Source organism: Stenotrophomonas sp. SXG-1 (genome assembly GCF_014083965.1).
In the GTDB taxonomy this organism is placed as follows: domain Bacteria; phylum Pseudomonadota; class Gammaproteobacteria; order Xanthomonadales; family Xanthomonadaceae; genus Stenotrophomonas; species Stenotrophomonas geniculata.
On sequence record NZ_CP046588.1, the window covers coordinates 736,327 to 753,173 of the forward strand.

Genomic DNA, 16,847 nt, shown 5'->3' on the forward strand with positions numbered 1-16,847 from the left:
TCATGAGCCGAGCACTGTCCGCACGCAGGAATGACTCCATCGCCGCGCCGCACAGCGCGGCCTGGCCGACCCCGGCACAGCTGGCCACGCTCGGCACCGTGTTGTGCCTGTACCACGCCGACGGCAACGAGCTGGGTGGCTGGCGCCAGGCCGTACGCGTGCACGCCTGCCAGGGCGTGGACAGTGAAGGCCTGCGCGAGAGCCTGTGTTTCCTCGATGGCCGCGGCCGCTGCGTGTGGCGTTTGTACCTGCTGCCCGACAGCGACTTCCTGGCCTGGGACCGCCTGGTCGCGGCGCTGCCGCCGGGACCGGAACACGACAGCGATGGCAGCGTCGGCGAACGACTGTGGCGGCGCCTGGCCGGCCATCTCGGTGGCCAGCGCTGGCGCCTGTGCGCGCTGCGCCTGCATGCCGCCGACGACGGGCGCACCCTGGCGGCCAGCCTGTCGACCCTGTCCTCGCTGGGCGCGGCCACCGCGCGCCGCATCGCACGCCTGGAAAACGCTGAAGGCGAACTGGCAATCGACGACTGTTGTTGTGCCGACGCCGCCCGGCGCCAAGCGCCACGGATTCCTGGCGACCTGCCGCTGATCCGCCTGTGACCCTCTCCTGATGGAACGCCCGTTGGCCACGGATGGCCGCTCAATGAATCTGCAACCCCGAAGGAAGACCCCGATGAAGCTCCAGACAGCCAGCGCCATGCTGCTGCTCGCCGCCAGCGGCGTGGCCAGCGCGCAGCCCTCCGATATCGCCCGCGACCACGACAGCATCCTTGCCATGCAGGGTGAGTACACCGTGGACTTCGCGTTCGACGAGACCGTGCTGCTGAAGCCGGGCTACGAGCGTGCACCGGCGATGCGCAGCGGTGGCAGCGAAGTGGTCATCGTGGTCGAGGACACGCCGAAGCGCATCGTGCTGCAGCACCTGCTGCTGGACGAGAAGAGCGGCCACATCACCAAGCACTGGCGCCAGGACTGGGTGTATGAAGCACCGAACCGTTTCGAGTTCAGTGCAGACCAGACCTGGAAGGTGCGCAGCATTCCGGAGGCGGTGAACCAGGGCGCCTGGACCCAGTGCGTGTACGAAGTGAGCGACGCGCCACGCTACTGCGGCACCGGCACCTGGAGCTACACCAACAACGTGCCGAGCTGGACCAGCGACCTGAGCTGGCGCCCGCTGCCGCGCCGTGAGTACACCAAGCGCAGCGACTACAACGCGCTGGCCGTGATCAACCGCCACACGCTGACCCCGAACGGCTGGACCCACGAACAGTTCAACACCAAGGTGCAGCGCAACGCCGACGGCAGCCAGGTGGAGATCGCACGCGAGTTCGGCTTCAACGACTACGTGAAGACCACCGAGGTCGACTTCACCCCGGCGCGCGACTACTGGAAGGCTACTGCCGGTTACTGGGCCAAGGTGCGCCAGCGCTGGGACGGTTTCCTGGCCCAGGCCCCGGGCGTGCACCTGAAGACCAGGATCGACGGCATGGCGATGATCATTCCGCTGTTCACCCAGGCCGAAGAAATCCAGTCCGGCAAGAAGGTGAAGGACACGCAGATCGACGACGTGTTCGCCAAGTACGTGGAAAAAGCCCAGTAGATCCACGCCATGCGTGGATGTGCTTGTTCCTTGAACACTGGCAACGCCGTCATGTGCTCTTGGTAGGTGCCGAGCTTGCTCGGCACGCGCCCCGGTCCGGCGCCGCCTCAGGCCTCGCGCAGGGCCAGTGCCGGTGGCGTATGCAGGATCGCCCGCGTACCCCACCAGCCCGCCAGCAGGCTCAACCCGATACCGACCACGCCGCCGATCAGCAGGCCCGGCCACGGCGGCAGCAACGGCAGCTCGAACACCTTCTGCGAGACCGCCACACCGATGGCGGCCGCCGCCCCCACCGCCAGCAACGCGGCCAGGGTGCCCAGCGCGCCGAATTCCACCAGCACCGCGCCGCGCAGCTGCCGCCGGGTCGCGCCCAGCGTGCGCAGCACCGCGCTGTCGTAGCGACGCTCGCCCGCCGTGGCCTGCAGCGCGGCCAGCAGCACCAGTACGCCGGCCAGCAGGCTGAACACCATCACCAGCTGCACCGCCTGTGCCACCCGTTCCATCACATCGCGCACCTGCGAGATCACCGCATCCACGTCCAGCAGCGACAGGTTGGGCTGCGCGCGTACCAGCTCGCCCAGTCCGGCTGCCTTGCCGGCCGGCAGATGGAACGCCGACAGCAGGTTGTGCGGGGTGTCGCCCACCGCATTCGGGTTCAGCAGCACGAAGAAGTTCGGCCGGAAGGTGTTCCAGTCCGCCTTGCGCACGCTGGTGACGGTGAACTCGCGCTCCTGTTCGCCCACGGCAATGGCGATGCGGTCGCCCGGATGCACGCCGTAGCGTTTGGCCCAGCCGATCTCCACCGAGGCTTCCGGCGCGGTGCTGTCGGCCTTCCAGAACGTGCCATTGACCAGCGTATTGGCCGGCGGGAAGGTGCTGCGCCAGCTGAAGTTCAACGGCCGGTTCTCGTCATCGTCATCGCGCTGGCCGCCCTGCGCCGGTTGCCCGTCCTGTCCGGGCTCGCGATCCACGCGCAGCGGCGGCTTGCCGTTGATGGCGATCAGGCGCCCGGTGGCCATTGGTTCGATGCTGGCGTCATTGGCACCCAGCCCACGCAGTGTTGCCAGCACGCTGTCGCGCTGTTCGGGCTGGATGTTGATCAGGAAGTAGTTGGGTGTGTCTGCCGGTAGCCGCTCGCGCCACTGCTGCAGCAGGCCGGGGCCGGTCACGGCCAGCAGCAACAGCGCGCACAGCGACAGCGACAGCCCGACCAGCTGCATCACCGCCAGCAGCCGGCGCCGGGTGAGTGCGGCCAGGCCCAGTCGCCAGTTGCCATGCAGGCGATGCTGCAGGCTGCGCATCAACTGCAGCAGCACAAATCCGACCACACCGGCCGCCACCGCCAGCGCGGCCAGGCCACCCAGTACCCACAGCGCCAGCTTGAGGTCACCCGTGACCTGCACCGCCAGCACCAGGCTGGCCCCCAGCGCGGCCACATAGGCCAGCAGCGAGGCCGGTGGCAGCGTGGCGAAGGAACGGTTGAGTACGCGCATTGGCGGCACCCCGCGCAGGCGCAGCAGCGGTGGCAGGCCGAAGCCGAACAGCAGCAACAGGCCGATGCCGGCACCGGTCAGCGCCGGCATTGCCTCCGGCAGTGGCAGGCGCTGCGGCACCAGGCTGCCCAGCACCTGTACCAGCCCTTCCTGGGCGGCCATGCCCAGGCCGATGCCAAGCGCACAGGCCGGTACTGCCAGCATCAGCAGCTGCAGTGCCAGGCCGAGCAGGATGTCGCGCTGGCGCGCACCGAGGCAGCGCAGGATCGCCACCTGGTCGATGCGGCGCAGGGCGAAGCGGTTGGCCGCCAATGCGGTGGCCACGCCCGCCAGCAGCACCGCCAGCAGCGCGCTCAGGCCGAGGAAGCGGCCGGCCAGGTCGAAGGCCTGGCGCACGCCGCGCTGGGTGTCATCCACGCTCAGCAGGCGCAGGCCCTTCACCTGTGGCAGCAGCCACTCGCGCAGGGACGCGATCTGCCCCGCCGGTCCCGCAAACATCAGCCGGTAGTTGATGCGGCTGCCGGGGCCGAGCAGGCCGGTGCCCTCCACGTCAGCACGGTTGACCAGCAGGGTGGGGGATAGGGTCAACAGGTCGCCACCGGCATCCGGCTCGGCCTCGATGATGCCGGCGATACGCAGCGTGCCGGCGCCGAATTCGAGGTCATCGCCGGCCTTCAGCCCCAGCCCCTGCAGCAGGCGCGGGTCGGCATAGGCCTGGCCCTTGGGGGGCATGCCGGCCTCGGCGATCAGCGCGCCACCGGGCGTGCTGCGCACCCGCAGCGTGCCGCGCAGTGGATAGCCCGCCTGCACCGCTTTGATGCTGGCCATCTGGCTGGCATCACCGTTGAACAGCACGCTGCCGAAGCTGGCGATACGGGTGAAGGCCAGTCCACGCCGCTGCGCCTCGTCGGCGAACGCCTGCGGCGGGTCATCGCGCCCGGCAATGCCGAGGTCACCGCCGAGCATTTCCGCTGCGCTGCCGGTCAGTGCCAGGTTGACCCGGTTCACCAGCGTGCCGACTGCGGTCATCACTGCCACGCCCAGCACCAGTGCGGCGAACACGGTCAGCAGGTCGCCGGCCAGCGCCTCGCGGCGCAGCGCGCGCCACGCGTGCCGCAGCAGGTTCATGCCTGCGCCCCACGCTCGACCGGCAGCAGGCGGCCGTTGTCGATGCGGTGGATGTACTGGCAACGCTGGGCCAGGCGCAGGTCGTGGGTGACCAGCACCAGCGTGGTGCCGCTGCTCGCGTTGAGTTCGAACAGCAGGTCGCTGATGTGCTGGCCGGTGGCGTGGTCCAGCGAGCCGGTCGGTTCGTCGGCGAACAGGATGCGTGGGCGGGTGACGAAGGCGCGCGCCAGTGCCACGCGCTGCTGCTCGCCGCCGGACAGCTGGCGCGGGTAGTGGCGGGCGCGATGGGCCAGGCCGACCTGGGCCAGCACTTCATCGACCCGTACGCGGTCCTCGCGCCCGGCCAGCTCCAGTGGCAGCGCCACGTTCTCGGCGGCGGTCAGCGCCGGCAGCAGGTGGAAGCTCTGGAACACGAAACCGACCTCACGTGCGCGCAGCTGGGCACGTGCTTCCTCATCCAGTGCCGCCAGATCCTGCCCGGCCAGGCCTATGCGGCCGCGGCTGGGCAGGTCCAGCCCGGCCAGCAGGCCGAGCAGGGTGGTCTTGCCGGAACCGGAGGCGCCGACGATGGCCGCGCTGGTGCCTTCATGGACGGTCAGGGTGATGTTGTCCAGTATGTGGACTTCACCCTCCGGGCCCTGCACGGATTTGCCGACCTGGTCGACGGCGATGGCAACGGACGCGCTGCGGGGGGACAGGCTGTCGATGAGGAGACTCCAATGCGCAAGACGGGATGGAGCCGGCGAGCCGGCGTGATGATGGTGCTGCTGCTAGGGTTCCTGCTGCTGCCCGGGCTGGCCTGTGCCAAAGGTCCGGCCGGCACCGTGCTGGTCCTGGGCGACAGCCTCAGTGCAGCCCACAATATCCCCGTCGACGCCGGCTGGGTCAGCCTGCTGCAGCAGCGGGTCAGGCAGCAGTCGAAAACCCCGGCACGCATCGTCAACGCCAGCATGAGCGGGGAAACCACCGCCGGCGCGCTGACCCGCCTGCCGGGCCTGCTGGCGAAGGAAAAACCGACCGTGGTGGTGATTGCCCTCGGCGGCAATGACGCGCTGCGCGGACTGACCCCGGCGCAGGTGCAGGGCAACCTGGAAAAGATGGTGCAGGCCAGCCAGAAGGCCGGGGCCAAGGTGCTGCTGCTGGGCATCGATGTTCCGCCCAACTACGGCCCGGCCTACCGCCAGCGCCTGGCCGCGGCCTACAAGGCGCTGGCCACGCAGTACAAGGTGCCGCTGCTGCCGTTCCTGCTGGAGGGCGTGGCCCTGCAGCCGGGCATGATGCAGGCCGATGGCCTGCACCCGACCGCACAGGCGCAGCCGAAGGTGCTGGACAACGTCTGGCCGCTGCTGCGCCCTCTGCTCTGAACGATTTACTTCCCTCTTGACGGAACTTCACATCGCGTCCACCGTCGATCCGGCATGTTTCACAAAGCTGAAGTTAGAGGGAATCACATGCGTCAGACGAAGGAGACCTCCGGCTTGGTGCTGGTGGTCGAAGACAACCGCAACATCTCCGAGATGATCGGGGAATACCTGGAAGGTCGCGGCTTTGAAGTCGACTATGCACAGGACGGCCTGGATGGCTACCGCCTTGCGGCGGAAAACAGCTATGACGTCGTGGTGCTCGACTTGATGTTGCCGCGCCTGGATGGCATCGAAGTGTGCCGTCGCCTGCGCAACGATGCGCGCAAGTCCACCCCGGTGCTGATGCTCACGGCACGCGACACGCTGGACGACAAGCTCACCGGCCTCGGTTTCGGCGCCGATGACTACCTGACCAAGCCGTTCGCGATCCAGGAGCTGGAAGCCCGCCTGCGCGCGCTGATCCGCCGCGAACGTCGCCAGGTGGGGTCGGAAGTGCTCAAGGTCGCCGACCTGGTGCTCGATCCGGTCAGCATGCGTGCCACCCGTGCCGGTACCGAGCTGCAGCTGTCGCCGATCGGCCTGCGCCTGCTGACCATCCTGATGCGCGAATCGCCGCGCGTGGTCACCCGCCAGGAGATCGAACGCGAGATCTGGGGCAACGGCCTGCCGGATTCGGACACCCTGCGCAGCCATCTGTACAACCTGCGCAAGATCATCGACAAGCCGTTCGACCGTCCGCTGCTGCATACCGTGCAGAGTGCCGGCTACCGCATTGCCGACATCGCCCAGCCGATGGCCTGAACAGGTCCGCGCCGGTGCAGCCTCAGGCCGGGCCGGGCTGCGGCCCGGCACAAGGGCAGGGGATGATCGTCCGGCAGTGCCGCCGGTCATCGCCCGTGCATCCCAACGGCGCGGTGCGCTGCCTATAATCGCAGCGCTCTGACCGGGACTCCGCAATGCCGCACGGCCTGCCGCGCAAGATCCGTATCGCTTTCATCCTGCAGGCAGTGCTGGCCAGCCTGGGCATCCTGCTCGGTGCGTGGCTGGTTTCGCTGGTGATCAAGCACAGCCTGGTCGGCGCCGCCCTGCGCGAGGAGGCGGCGTACTTCTGGACGCTGCACGAGGCCTCGCCGGTACAGCCTCCACCCAACACCCAGAACATCCGTGGCTACCTGCTGGAAAGCGGGCAGTCGGCCCTGTCGCTGCCGGCCAACCTGCGCAATCTGGAACCCGGCTTCCACGAACTGCCCAAGGACGACCAGCTGGTGCTGGTCGATGTGCGCCCGGCCGGCCGCCTGTACCTGGTGTTCCTGCGTTCGCGCGCGGAGATGCTGGCGTTCTGGTTCGGCATCGTGCCGGTGCTGCTGACCCTGCTGGCGGTGTATGGCGCCAGCTGGGTGACCTATCGGGCCTCCAAGCGCCTGGTGTCGCCGGTGAACTGGCTGGCGCGGCGCGTCTCACGCTGGGATCCGGGCCACCCGGAGGCAGCCGACCTGGAACCGAACAAGCTGCCGGCGGACATGCAGGGCGAGACCCGGCAGCTGGCGGCCGCACTGCATTCGCTGGCCAACCGGGTCAGCGCGCATGTGGCGCGCGAGCGCAATTTCACCCGCGACGCCAGCCATGAACTGCGCACACCGTTGACCGTCATCCGCGTCGCCAGCGACATGGCACTGGGCGATGACAGCCTGGAGCCGCGCCTGCGCCGCAGCCTGCAGCGCATCCAGCGTGCCGGCCGTGACATGGAGGCGGTGATCGATGCCTTCCTGATCCTGGCACGCGAGGCCGACGTCGAGCCCCAGGTCGAGCTGTTCGACGTCAACGACATCGTCCGCTATGAAGTGGACAACGCCAACGAACTGCTGGGTACGCGCCCGGTGTCGGTGCACCTGCACAGCGATGGCCCGGTGCAGCTGCATGCGCCGCCGCGGGTGCTGCAGGTGGTGGTCAGCAACCTGGTGCGCAACGCCTGCAGCTACACCGACGAAGGGCGCATCGACGTGCATGTGCACAACGACCGGGTAGTGGTGCGCGATACCGGTATCGGCATGTCGGCCGACGCGCTGTCGCGGGCCTTCGAGCCGTTCTACCGTGCCGAGCCGAGCCGTCCGCAGGGCACCGGCCTGGGCCTGTCGATCGTGCGCCGGCTGTGCGACCGCTTCGGCTGGAAGGTCAGCCTGGCCAGCGAGCCAGGCCAGGGCACCCAGGCCACGGTGGTGTTCCGCTGACGCGGCACCTGCTGCCTCGGTAGATGCCGACCTTGGTCGGCGCTTTCAACAGGAGTCACGCCGGTGCCCGATGCCAACCAAGGTTGGCATCGACCGGAAGGCGTGCGCGTGGCGCCTCTACGGCGTCCGCAGTCCCTCAGTTGCAGTTGACCTTCGGCGCCAGTGCCTTGGTCCAGATGTCATAGCCGGCCGGGGTCATGTGCAGCATGTCCTCGCGGAACAGCGACGCATCCGGCTGGCCATCGGTGCCGAGCATGGGTGTGTAGACGTCGGTGAAACCGGTATTGGGCAGCTTGGCCAGGGCGGCCTTGATCAGCGCGTTGGCTTCGTTGATCGCCGGCAGCAGATGCGCACGCGACGGGCTCGGCTTGATCGACAGGTACTCGACCCTGGTCTTCGGCAGGTCGCGATGCACGCGCTGCACGAAGGCAACCACATCGTCGCGCACCTGCACGGCGCTGCGGCCGCTGTTGAGGTCGTTGTCACCGGCGTAGAAGAACACCTTGCACGGCGCATACGGCACCACGATGCGGTCGGCATACCAGGTGCTGTCGCGCACTTCCGAACCGCCGAAGCCGCGGTTGAACACCGGCTGGCCGGGGAAGTCGGCTGCCAGGCCTTCCCACATGCGGATCGAGGAGCTGCCGATGAACTCGATGCCGCCCCGTGGCGGCGGGTTGGCCTGGTCGGCGCTGGCGAAGCGGGCCATGTCGCCGGCCCAGGCCACGTTGGAGACCTGCTCGGGCACGCGCGGCGGCTTGGCCGGGCTCAGCGCCTGGGCCAGGGGGGCGACGGTCAGCAGGCCCAGCATCAGCAGGCAGGTACGGCGACGGGACATCAGGCGCTCCAGCAGGGAAGGGGAAAGCCATCATAGAAGCTGGGGCGGGCCGGGGCTTGCCCTAGGCAGTCCATTCACCGGGCCGGTGCCGGGATGCGGCTGGCGGCCTTGTGGCAAAATGGCGGCCATCTGCCTATCCCTGTGCACCCATGATTCCCTGCCGTGCGTCTGAGCGGTCGCTGCGCCGCGCCCCTGTTGCTGGATGTTCCACCCGTGGCTGATCAGTTCGGCCATCTGCCCCGCGGCCCGCGCCGCATCGTCCAGGCCGCCCGCTGGTCCTGGCAGGGCCTGCGCGCCGCCTGGCTGCACGAGTCCTCGTTCCGGCTGGAGGTCTACCTGCTGATCCTGCTGACCCCGGTCGCGATCTGGCTGGGCCAGACCCCGGTCGAGCGCGCGCTGCTGATCGGCTCGATGCTGCTGGTGCTGGCGATGGAACTGGCCAACTCGGCCATCGAAGCGGTGATCGAACGTTACGGCAGCGAGATCCATGAACTGGCCGGCCGCGCCAAGGACATGGGCTCGGCGGCGGTCTTCGTGCTGATGATGAACGTGCTTCTGTGCTGGGCGCTGGTCGTGGTCCCGCATGCAATGGCCGGCAATTACGGCTGATCCCCATTCCCCCACTGCCCTGAAGAGTTTCCATGTCCTTTGAGTTCCTCGCCGACCCCAATGCCTGGGTGACCCTGTTCACCCTGAGCGCACTGGAAATCGTGCTCGGCATCGACAACCTGGTGTTCATTTCCATCGCCGTCAGCAAGCTGCCCGAAGAGCGCCGCCCGTTCGCGCGCAAGCTCGGCATCGCGGTGGCCTGCATCACCCGTATCGCCCTGCTGGTGTCGCTGGCGTATCTGGCACACATGGCGGCCAACCTGTTCACGGTGGCCGGCATGGGCATCTCCATCCGTGACCTGGTGTTGATCGTCGGCGGCCTGTTCCTGATCATCAAGGGCTTCATGGAGATCAAGGAACTGATCAGCGGCGGCGAGGATGAAGATCCCAGCACCACCAAGGCGTCGGCCGTGTTCGGCTACGTGATTGCGCAGATCGCGGTCATCGACATCGTGTTCTCGCTGGACTCGGTGATCACCGCCGTCGGCATCGCCGACCACATCCCGGTGATGGTCGCCGCGATCCTGCTGTCGGTGGCGGTGATGCTGCTGGCCGCCAACCCGCTGGGCCGCTTCATCGATGCCAACCCGACGGTGAAGATGCTGGCGCTGGCCTTCATCCTGCTGATCGGCGCGGTGCTGATCCTGGATGGCCTGGATGTGCACATTCCCAAGCCCTACATCTACGCTGCCATGGGCTTCTCGGTGCTGGTGGAGTGGCTGAACCTGCTGATGCGCCGCCGCGCCCGCGAACACAATGTGCCGGGCGCCGGCAACTGGTAAGCGCGCTGCTGGCGTGTGAGTCCCTCAGAACCCCCGGCCTGACCGGGGGTTCTGCGTTGTGGGGCCCGGTTCCACACCGGCGCTGCGGCTTTTGCATCTGAAGCGGGGTTTCTGCCGCCACTTGTGAACCAGGATCAACAGTGTTTTCCCGGGGCGAGGCTTAATCCGGAACAGCAGAGCGCGCAGGCTACGCACTCCCGATTCCCGCCCCCAGGAAAACCTCCCATGAATTCCAGAGCCGCCTTGCTGGCGCTTGCCGTCGGCGCCTTCGCCATCGGAACCACCGAGTTTGCGCCGATGGGCCTGTTGCCAGTCATCGCCGACGGCGTGGGCGTGGGCATTCCCACCGCCGGCATGCTGATCACCGCCTACGCCGTGGGCGTGATGCTGGGGGCCCCGGTAATGACGCTGCTGATGGGACGGTTCGGCAAGCGCACCGCGCTGATGCTGCTGATGTCGATCTTCGTGGTCGGCAACCTGCTCTCGGCACTGGCCCCGAACTACGGCCTGCTGCTGCTGTCGCGTCTGGTCACCAGTCTCAATCACGGTGCCTTCTTCGGCATCGGTGCGGTGGTCGCCGCCAGCCTTGTGCCGAAGGACAAGCAGGCTGCTGCCGTGGCCACCATGTTCATGGGCCTGACCATCGCCAACATCGGTGGCGTGCCGCTGGCCACCTGGGTGGGCCAGCAGCTGGGCTGGCGCCTGTCCTTCGCCGGGACTGCGGTGCTGGGCCTGGTCGCGATCACTGCGCTGGGCTTCGCGCTGCCGGCGTCTGCGCCGGGTCCGCGCCCGGACGTGCGCCGTGAACTGAAGGCGATCCTGCAACCGCAGGTGTTGCTGGCGATGGGCACCACGGTCCTCGGCGCGGGCGCGATGTTCACCCTCTACACCTACGTGGCGCCGGTGCTGACCGAGTTGACCGGCGCCTCCAATACCTTCATCGCGATCTCGCTGGCCCTGATCGGCATCGGCTTCACCCTCGGCAACGGTATCGGCGGGCGCATGGCTGACTGGTCGCTGGATGGCGCCACGCGCATCCTGCTGGCGGTCCTGGCCGTACTCATGTTCGTGCTGCCACTGGCCTTCATGCACCATGCTACTGCGGCGCTGGGCGTGCTGCTGTTCGGCGCAGCGACCTTCGCTATCGTGCCGCCGCTGCAGATCCGGGTGATGCAGGCGGCCAGCGAGGCGCCGGGCCTGGCGTCGTCGATCAACGTCGGTGCGTTCAACCTGGGCAATGCGGTGGGCGCCGCGCTGGGTGGTGCGGTGATCAGTTCGGGGCTGGGTTACGCGGCGATCCCGGTGGCCGGTGGCCTGCTGGCGGCCACGGGGTTGCTGCTGGCATGGCTGGGGCGTCCGCGCACTGCGGTGGCTGAAGCCTGCTGAGGGGTGTTGGATTCCGGCAGGGCTGCGCCCTGCACCCGCAGAGGCAACGTCAAAAGCTGGGCTACTGAGGGATGGCGGGGCGGGTCCGGTGGCGGGGGACGCCGTAAACCCGTCCCTGGGGGCTTGGCCGCGGCATCCATGCCGCGGACACCCCCGCCACCGGACCCACCCCGCCTTCGACAGTCTTCCGCGATCTGTCGGAATGCGTTCTGCGCTGCTGTTGGTAGGTGTCGATCTTGGTCGACACGGTAGATCCACGCCATGCGTGGATGGCAGACACCAGGAATGTCTGAAGGGTCGGCTTTTGCCTTTGGCTTTTCTTTTGATCTTCCCGCGGTGCGCAGAAAACTGTCCATGGCCGGGAGGGTGGGTCGGCTGGGGGCGTGAGCCGCATGGATGCGGCGACCGAGCTTACATGGACGTACTTGCAGCGGCCCCCAGCCGACCCACCCTCCCGGCCCATCCCCGAGCTGGCTGGACCACACCGCGGAGGGGGCCGCGCCCGATGGCCGGTCTTTCACCCGAACCATGGCATGCTCGGTGCCCAGTCCACCCGGAACCTCCGCCATGCGCCTGTTCACCCGTGTCCTGCCCCTGATGCTGCTGGCTTCCCTGCTGTCCGGCTGCGGCTACAACGCCATCCAGCAGAAGGATGAAGCGGTCAAGGCCAGCTGGTCGGAGGTCATCAACCAGTACAAGCGCCGCGCCGACCTGGTGCCCAACCTGGTGCAGACCGTGAAGGGCTTCGCCAGCCAGGAAGAGCGCGTGCTGACCGAAGTCACCAATGCCCGTTCGCGTGTCGGCCAGATCAACGTCAATGCCGACGACGAAGCCTCGCTCAAGCAGTTCCAGCAGGCCCAGGGCGAACTCGGCAGCGCGCTGTCGCGGCTGCTGGTGGTCACCGAGAACTATCCGGAGCTGAAGTCCAACCAGAACTTCCGCGACCTGCAGGCCCAGCTGGAAGGTACCGAGAACCGGGTGACCGTCGCCCGCGGCCGTTACATCCAGCAGGTGCAGGACTACAACACCTACATCCGCTCGTTCCCACAGGTGATCACCGCCAAGATCTTCGGCTACAAGACCAAGCCGAACTTCACCGTGGAAAACGAAGCGCAGATCTCCAACGCGCCGGCGGTCGATTTCGGCAACGCGCCGCAGCAGCAGCCGGCACCGCAGCCGGGCCACTGACCCATGCGCCTTGCCACTGCGCTGCTGGCCCTGCTGCTGTGGCTGCCGCTGGCCTCGCAGGCGCAGCAGCTGGCGCCGATTCCTGCGCTGGATTCGCCCGTGGTCGATACCACCGGCACGCTGGACGCCACGCAGAAGCAGGCGCTGGTACAGCAGGCGATTGAACTGCAGCAGCGCAAGGGCAGCCAGCTGCAGGTGCTGGTGGTGCCCACCACCCAGCCGGAAGACATCGCGCAGTACACCACGCGCGTCTTCGACCAGTGGCAGATTGGCCGCAAGGGCGTGGATGACGGCGTGCTGCTGGTAGTGGCCAAGGACGACCGGCGCGTGCGCATCGAGCCGGGCTACGGCCTGGAAGGTGCGATTCCCGATGCCATCGCCAACCGGGTCATCCAGGAATACCTGGTGCCGCGCTTCCGCAGCGGCGACTACGCCGGTGGCATCACCGATGCCACGGCGGTGCTGGTCAAGTTGATCGACGGCGAAACGCTGCCGGCACCGGTCAGCGGCCATCGCGGGCGTGATCCCAGCGGTGGCGGTGATACCTGGTTCCTGGCGCTGTTCATCGGTGTGTTCGCCGGCAGCATCCTGCGCGGCGTGTTCTCGCGGGTGCCGCGTCCGCTGCGTGGCGTGCTCGGCGGTGCCGGTGCAGCCCTGGCGGCGTTCCTGTTCACGTCCACGCTGCTGGCCAGTGGCCTGGCGGGCATCGTAGGCCTGATCGTGGCCATGCTCTCCGGCCACCCGGGCCGCTTTGCCGGTGGTGGTGGCTGGGGCGGTGGCAGCTGGGGCGGTGGCGGCGGCTTCGGCGGCGGTGGCGGCTGGGGAGGCGGTGGTGGCCGCTCCGGTGGTGGCGGTGCTTCGGGGGGCTGGTGATGATCCAACGACTGTGTCGTCATGTGTTTTCGCCGTCGGTACGGCGCGCGTTCCCGCCGGCCACGCTGCAGGCGATCACCGAGGCCATCGCGGCCGGTGAGCAGCGCCACGGCGGGCAGGTGATGTTCGCGGTGGAAGCGGACCTGCCGCTGGCCGCGCTGTGGCACAGGGTCAGCCCGCGCCAGGCCGCCGAACATGCCTTCGCCCGTCTGCGCACCTGGGATACCACCCATAACAATGGCGTGCTGATCTACCTGCTGCTGGCTGACCACGCCATCGAGATCGTCGCCGACCGGGGCCTGCACGGCCGGGTCAGCCCGGCGCAGTGGCAGCGGGTCTGCACCCACCTGCGCGAGGGCCTGCGTGGCTCCCATCCGGTGGAAGCGCTGCAGGATGCCATCGACGAGGTCTCCAGCCTGATCGAAGGGCACTTTCCGGCCTCGACGCGGTCGAACGATGACGCGTTGCCGAACTCGCCCCAGCTCCTTGGTTGAGCCGGGGCGGCACTGGCCCGAGAATAGGCGTTCAACCGCAAGGCACCTTCCATGATCTATTTCCACGACATCGACCCCATCGCCCTCTCGCTGGGGCCGATCAAGGTGCACTGGTACGGCATCATGTACCTGCTCGGCTTCACCGCCGCCTGGCTGCTGGGCCGCAAGCGCATCGCCGCCGGGCGCCTGCCGGGCGTCGATGCCAATGGTTTCTCCGACCTGCTGTTCTACGCCATGCTCGGCGTGGTGCTGGGCGGGCGCATCGGCTACATGCTGTTCTACGCGCTGGGCGATTTCCTGCACAACCCGCTGCTGCTGTTCAAGGTGTGGGACGGTGGCATGAGCTTCCACGGTGGCCTGCTGGGCGTCCTGGGTGCCTGCTGGTGGTGGTCGCGCAAGCACGCGCTGCACTTCCTCGACACCATGGATTTCATGGCGCCGCTGGTGCCGCTGGGCCTGGGCTTCGGCCGCATCGGCAACTTCATCGGCGCCGAGCTGTGGGGCAAGTACACCGACGGCACGTGGGGCGTGGTGTTCCCGTCCGGCCTGCCGGCGCCGCTGAACCAGCTCGACCACGCGACCCTGCAGGCGCAGTTCGCGACCGGCGCGTTGAACCAGTTCGCACGGCATCCCTCGCAGCTGTATGAAGCGTTCCTGGAAGGCCTGGTGATGTTCGTGGTGCTGTGGGCGGTGTCGGCCAAGCCGCGCCACCGCTACCTGGTGGGTGGCCTGTTCGCGCTGATGTACGGCCTGTTCCGCTTCGCCGTGGAGTTCGTGCGCATGCCCGACAACGGTGTCTACGTGGCCTTCGACTGGCTGACCCGCGGCCAGATCCTCAGCCTGCCGCTGATCGCCTTCGGCCTGGTGCTGCTGGTGATGTCGCGCCGCGCGCCGGTGCTGCAGCCGCAGCTGCCGGTGGCTGCCGAGGGCAAGGCATGAAGGCTTACCTGGACCTGCTCTCGCACGTGCTCGAGCACGGCGCCGAGAAGAGCGACCGCACCGGCACCGGTACCCGCAGCGTGTTCGGCTGGCAGATGCGTTTCAACCTGGCCGAAGGCTTCCCGCTGGTCACCACCAAGAAACTGCACCTGCGCTCGATCATCCATGAGCTGCTGTGGTTCCTGAAGGGCGACACCAACATCGGCTACCTGAAGGACAACCAGGTGCGGATCTGGGACGAGTGGGCCGACGAGAACGGCGACCTCGGCCCGGTCTACGGAAAGCAGTGGCGCAGCTGGGCCACCGCCGATGGCGGCGAGATCGACCAGATGCAGTGGCTGGTGGACGAGATCAAGCGCAACCCCGATTCGCGCCGGCTGGTGGTCAGCGCCTGGAACGTGGGCGAGCTTTCGCAGATGGCGCTGATGCCGTGCCACAACCTGTTCCAGTTCTACGTGGTGGACGGCAAGCTCAGCTGCCAGCTGTACCAGCGCAGCGGCGACATCTTCCTCGGCGTGCCGTTCAACATCGCCAGCTATGCGCTGTTGACCCACATGGTGGCGCAGGCCACCGGCCTGGGCGTGGGTGATTTCGTGCATACGCTGGGCGATGCGCACCTGTATTCGAACCACTTCGAGCAGGCGCGCGAGCAGCTGTCGCGTGAACCGCGCGCGCTGCCGACGCTGTGGTTGAACCCGGAGGTGACCGACCTGTTCGGCTTCCAGTTCAACGACATCCGCATCGACGGCTACGATCCGCACCCGGCGATCAAGGCGCCGGTGGCGGTATGAGTCCCCGATTGATTTCCAGCGGCCTGCTGGCGCTGTGCGGCATGTTGCCGCTGGCCATGGTGCAGGCCGGACCGGCCGATGCGCTGTCGTTGGCCCGGCAGGTCAATGAGCAGATCGTGCACAAGCACATGCGCGAGGAAGTGCAGGCGTTCGCCGGGGCCTTCAACGGCGGCACGATGATGCCCCAGGATGTGCCGGAAGGCTGCCGGGCGCAGATGCGTGAGGCGGTAACCGGCATGTACACGGCGATGACCGAGCACCTGAAGGCGGGTGTCGAGGATCCGGCCTATCAGCGCACGCTCGAGCAGCAGCTTGCCACCGTCTATTCCAGTGACCAGTTGCAGGCATTTCTGGCACGTCGTGCCAGCACCGACACTGCTGCGTTGTCGGCAGACATCCTGTCCGGACCGGGCCTGAAGGATATCGAAGAGGCGCAGAAGCAGAAGATCCTCGATGGCCTGGATGAGCAGTCCACGTCCAGTCCTGCGCTGGCGGCGGCGCTGCAGGCCGCCAGTGCCGCCAACGCTGCCTGCGAACGCCTGCAGATCGACGCCAGCTGAGGAGGTGGTAGCAATGAAGCTGTCGATGATCGTGGCGTTGGATCGCAACCGTGGCATCGGCCAGGGCAATGCCATGCCCTGGCACCTGCCGGATGATTTCAAGCACTTCAAGGCGCTCACCCTGGGCAAGCCGATCCTGATGGGGCGCAAGACGGCCGAGTCGATCGGCCGCGTACTGCCGGGGCGGACCAACTTGGTGCTGACCCGCAGCGGGCAGGTGCCGTTCGAGGGCATGCGCGCGGTGGCGTCGCTGGATGAGGCGAAGACGATTGCCGAACGCGAGGGCGCCAGCGAGTTGTGCATCATCGGCGGCGGCGAGATCTTCCACCAGCTGCTGGACCAGGCCAGTGACCTGTACCTGACCTGGGTGGATGCCGAAGTCCCCGCCGATACCCATTTCCCCGAGGTGGATGCGCAGGACTGGCGGGAAGTGAGCAGCGAGCCGCACCCGGCCGACGAACGCCATGCCCACGCGTTCCGCTTCGTGCACTACGTGCGCCGCTGAAGATGGTTTCCTGTAGAGCCGAGCCATGCTCGGCTGCTGTTGCCGGACACATCCCGTAGCCGAGCAT

Annotated in this window: 18 protein-coding genes; 15 read left to right on the plus strand and 3 right to left on the minus strand. The window is 67.7% G+C overall.

The annotated features are described in order from the left end of the window. The first annotated feature begins 2 nt into the window (after positions 1-2). Together GOC52_RS03235 and GOC52_RS03240 are read left to right on the plus strand one after the other, a co-directional pair. Positions 3-602, plus strand: a complete 600-nt coding sequence (locus GOC52_RS03235; RefSeq protein WP_043398020.1) for a ChuX/HutX family heme-like substrate-binding protein — start codon at positions 3-5, stop codon at positions 600-602. A gap of 73 nt (positions 603-675) precedes the next feature. Further along, complete coding sequence (locus GOC52_RS03240; protein ID WP_043398024.1) at positions 676-1,602, plus strand: DUF6607 family protein; 927 nt, start codon at positions 676-678, stop codon at positions 1,600-1,602. 107 nt (positions 1,603-1,709) lie between these two features. Here the strand turns inward: GOC52_RS03240 and GOC52_RS03245 are convergent, their stop codons facing one another. Next, positions 1,710-4,223: an ABC transporter permease gene (locus GOC52_RS03245; RefSeq protein WP_043398026.1), complete on the minus strand. Its 2,514-nt coding sequence runs from the start codon at positions 4,221-4,223 to the stop codon at positions 1,710-1,712. Continuing rightward, the gene (locus GOC52_RS03250) at positions 4,220-4,867 is read right to left on the minus strand and encodes an ABC transporter ATP-binding protein (RefSeq protein ID WP_010481858.1); all 648 of its coding nucleotides are present in this window, start codon (positions 4,865-4,867) and stop codon (positions 4,220-4,222) included. Before GOC52_RS03250 ends, GOC52_RS03245 begins: the two co-directional genes overlap by 4 nt. A 75-nt stretch (positions 4,868-4,942) precedes the next feature. On the opposite strand from GOC52_RS03250, the gene GOC52_RS03255 reads away from it, so the two are divergent. The 3 genes from GOC52_RS03255 to GOC52_RS03265 all read left to right on the plus strand — a co-directional run bounded on the left by GOC52_RS03255 (position 4,943) and on the right by GOC52_RS03265 (position 7,815). Further along, on the plus strand, positions 4,943-5,587 hold the full coding sequence (locus tag GOC52_RS03255; RefSeq protein WP_043398033.1) for an arylesterase: 645 nt from the start codon (positions 4,943-4,945) through the stop codon (positions 5,585-5,587). A gap of 87 nt (positions 5,588-5,674) precedes the next feature. After that, entirely contained in the window at positions 5,675-6,388 is a 714-nt protein-coding gene (locus GOC52_RS03260; RefSeq protein WP_002811889.1) for a response regulator transcription factor, read from the plus strand. A gap of 155 nt (positions 6,389-6,543) precedes the next feature. Then, entirely contained in the window at positions 6,544-7,815 is a 1,272-nt protein-coding gene (locus GOC52_RS03265) for a sensor histidine kinase (RefSeq protein ID WP_043398037.1), read from the plus strand. Between the two features lie 136 nt (positions 7,816-7,951). Here GOC52_RS03265 and GOC52_RS03270 read toward each other — a convergent pair whose 3' ends face one another. Continuing rightward, positions 7,952-8,653: an SGNH/GDSL hydrolase family protein gene (locus GOC52_RS03270; RefSeq protein WP_043398040.1), complete on the minus strand. Its 702-nt coding sequence runs from the start codon at positions 8,651-8,653 to the stop codon at positions 7,952-7,954. Positions 8,654-8,866: 213 nt separating this feature from the next. Here GOC52_RS03270 and GOC52_RS03275 point away from each other — a divergent pair, with 213 nt between their 5' ends. From GOC52_RS03275 to GOC52_RS03320, 10 genes are all read left to right on the plus strand, one after another. Beyond that, positions 8,867-9,262 (plus strand): diacylglycerol kinase, encoded by a 396-nt coding sequence (locus GOC52_RS03275; protein ID WP_010481854.1) that lies wholly within the window; start codon positions 8,867-8,869, stop codon positions 9,260-9,262. A gap of 32 nt (positions 9,263-9,294) precedes the next feature. Continuing rightward, complete coding sequence (locus GOC52_RS03280) at positions 9,295-10,044, plus strand: TerC family protein (protein ID WP_043398043.1); 750 nt, start codon at positions 9,295-9,297, stop codon at positions 10,042-10,044. 225 nt (positions 10,045-10,269) lie between these two features. Then, complete coding sequence (locus GOC52_RS03285; protein WP_043398046.1) at positions 10,270-11,430, plus strand: MFS transporter; 1,161 nt, start codon at positions 10,270-10,272, stop codon at positions 11,428-11,430. 567 nt (positions 11,431-11,997) lie between these two features. After that, entirely contained in the window at positions 11,998-12,618 is a 621-nt protein-coding gene (locus GOC52_RS03290) for a LemA family protein (RefSeq protein ID WP_043398066.1), read from the plus strand. 3 nt (positions 12,619-12,621) lie between these two features. Then, positions 12,622-13,491, plus strand: a complete 870-nt coding sequence (locus GOC52_RS03295) for a TPM domain-containing protein (protein ID WP_043398068.1) — start codon at positions 12,622-12,624, stop codon at positions 13,489-13,491. Then, positions 13,491-13,985: a TPM domain-containing protein gene (locus tag GOC52_RS03300; RefSeq protein ID WP_043398070.1), complete on the plus strand. Its 495-nt coding sequence runs from the start codon at positions 13,491-13,493 to the stop codon at positions 13,983-13,985. Before GOC52_RS03295 ends, GOC52_RS03300 begins: the two co-directional genes overlap by 1 nt. A gap of 51 nt (positions 13,986-14,036) precedes the next feature. After that, complete coding sequence (lgt, locus tag GOC52_RS03305; protein ID WP_191850678.1) at positions 14,037-14,924, plus strand: prolipoprotein diacylglyceryl transferase; 888 nt, start codon at positions 14,037-14,039, stop codon at positions 14,922-14,924. Next, positions 14,921-15,715, plus strand: a complete 795-nt coding sequence (locus tag GOC52_RS03310) for a thymidylate synthase (RefSeq protein WP_043398075.1) — start codon at positions 14,921-14,923, stop codon at positions 15,713-15,715. Before lgt ends, GOC52_RS03310 begins: the two co-directional genes overlap by 4 nt. Continuing rightward, entirely contained in the window at positions 15,712-16,275 is a 564-nt protein-coding gene (locus GOC52_RS03315; RefSeq protein WP_230080534.1) for a hypothetical protein, read from the plus strand. The genes GOC52_RS03310 and GOC52_RS03315 overlap by 4 nt, the downstream gene beginning before the upstream one ends. Before the next feature lie 13 nt (positions 16,276-16,288). Continuing rightward, entirely contained in the window at positions 16,289-16,780 is a 492-nt protein-coding gene (locus GOC52_RS03320; RefSeq protein WP_043398081.1) for a dihydrofolate reductase, read from the plus strand. Positions 16,781-16,847 lie beyond the last annotated feature (67 nt).

Coding starts and splice junctions, on each gene's coding strand:
- GOC52_RS03260 (WP_002811889.1), top strand. CDS start 5,675: ATGCGTCAGACGAAGGAGACCTCCGGCTTGGTGCTGGTGGTCGAAGAC.
- GOC52_RS03280 (WP_043398043.1), top strand. CDS start 9,295: ATGTCCTTTGAGTTCCTCGCCGACCCCAATGCCTGGGTGACCCTGTTC.
- GOC52_RS03240 (WP_043398024.1), top strand. CDS start 676: ATGAAGCTCCAGACAGCCAGCGCCATGCTGCTGCTCGCCGCCAGCGGC.
- GOC52_RS03300 (WP_043398070.1), top strand. CDS start 13,491: ATGATCCAACGACTGTGTCGTCATGTGTTTTCGCCGTCGGTACGGCGC.
- lgt (WP_191850678.1), top strand. CDS start 14,037: ATGATCTATTTCCACGACATCGACCCCATCGCCCTCTCGCTGGGGCCG.
- GOC52_RS03285 (WP_043398046.1), top strand. CDS start 10,270: ATGAATTCCAGAGCCGCCTTGCTGGCGCTTGCCGTCGGCGCCTTCGCC.
- GOC52_RS03290 (WP_043398066.1), top strand. CDS start 11,998: ATGCGCCTGTTCACCCGTGTCCTGCCCCTGATGCTGCTGGCTTCCCTG.
- GOC52_RS03245 (WP_043398026.1), bottom strand. CDS start 4,223: ATGAACCTGCTGCGGCACGCGTGGCGCGCGCTGCGCCGCGAGGCGCTG.
- GOC52_RS03320 (WP_043398081.1), top strand. CDS start 16,289: ATGAAGCTGTCGATGATCGTGGCGTTGGATCGCAACCGTGGCATCGGC.
- GOC52_RS03315 (WP_230080534.1), top strand. CDS start 15,712: ATGAGTCCCCGATTGATTTCCAGCGGCCTGCTGGCGCTGTGCGGCATG.
- GOC52_RS03265 (WP_043398037.1), top strand. CDS start 6,544: ATGCCGCACGGCCTGCCGCGCAAGATCCGTATCGCTTTCATCCTGCAG.
- GOC52_RS03295 (WP_043398068.1), top strand. CDS start 12,622: ATGCGCCTTGCCACTGCGCTGCTGGCCCTGCTGCTGTGGCTGCCGCTG.
- GOC52_RS03255 (WP_043398033.1), top strand. CDS start 4,943: ATGCGCAAGACGGGATGGAGCCGGCGAGCCGGCGTGATGATGGTGCTG.
- GOC52_RS03235 (WP_043398020.1), top strand. CDS start 3: ATGAGCCGAGCACTGTCCGCACGCAGGAATGACTCCATCGCCGCGCCG.
- GOC52_RS03310 (WP_043398075.1), top strand. CDS start 14,921: ATGAAGGCTTACCTGGACCTGCTCTCGCACGTGCTCGAGCACGGCGCC.
- GOC52_RS03270 (WP_043398040.1), bottom strand. CDS start 8,653: ATGTCCCGTCGCCGTACCTGCCTGCTGATGCTGGGCCTGCTGACCGTC.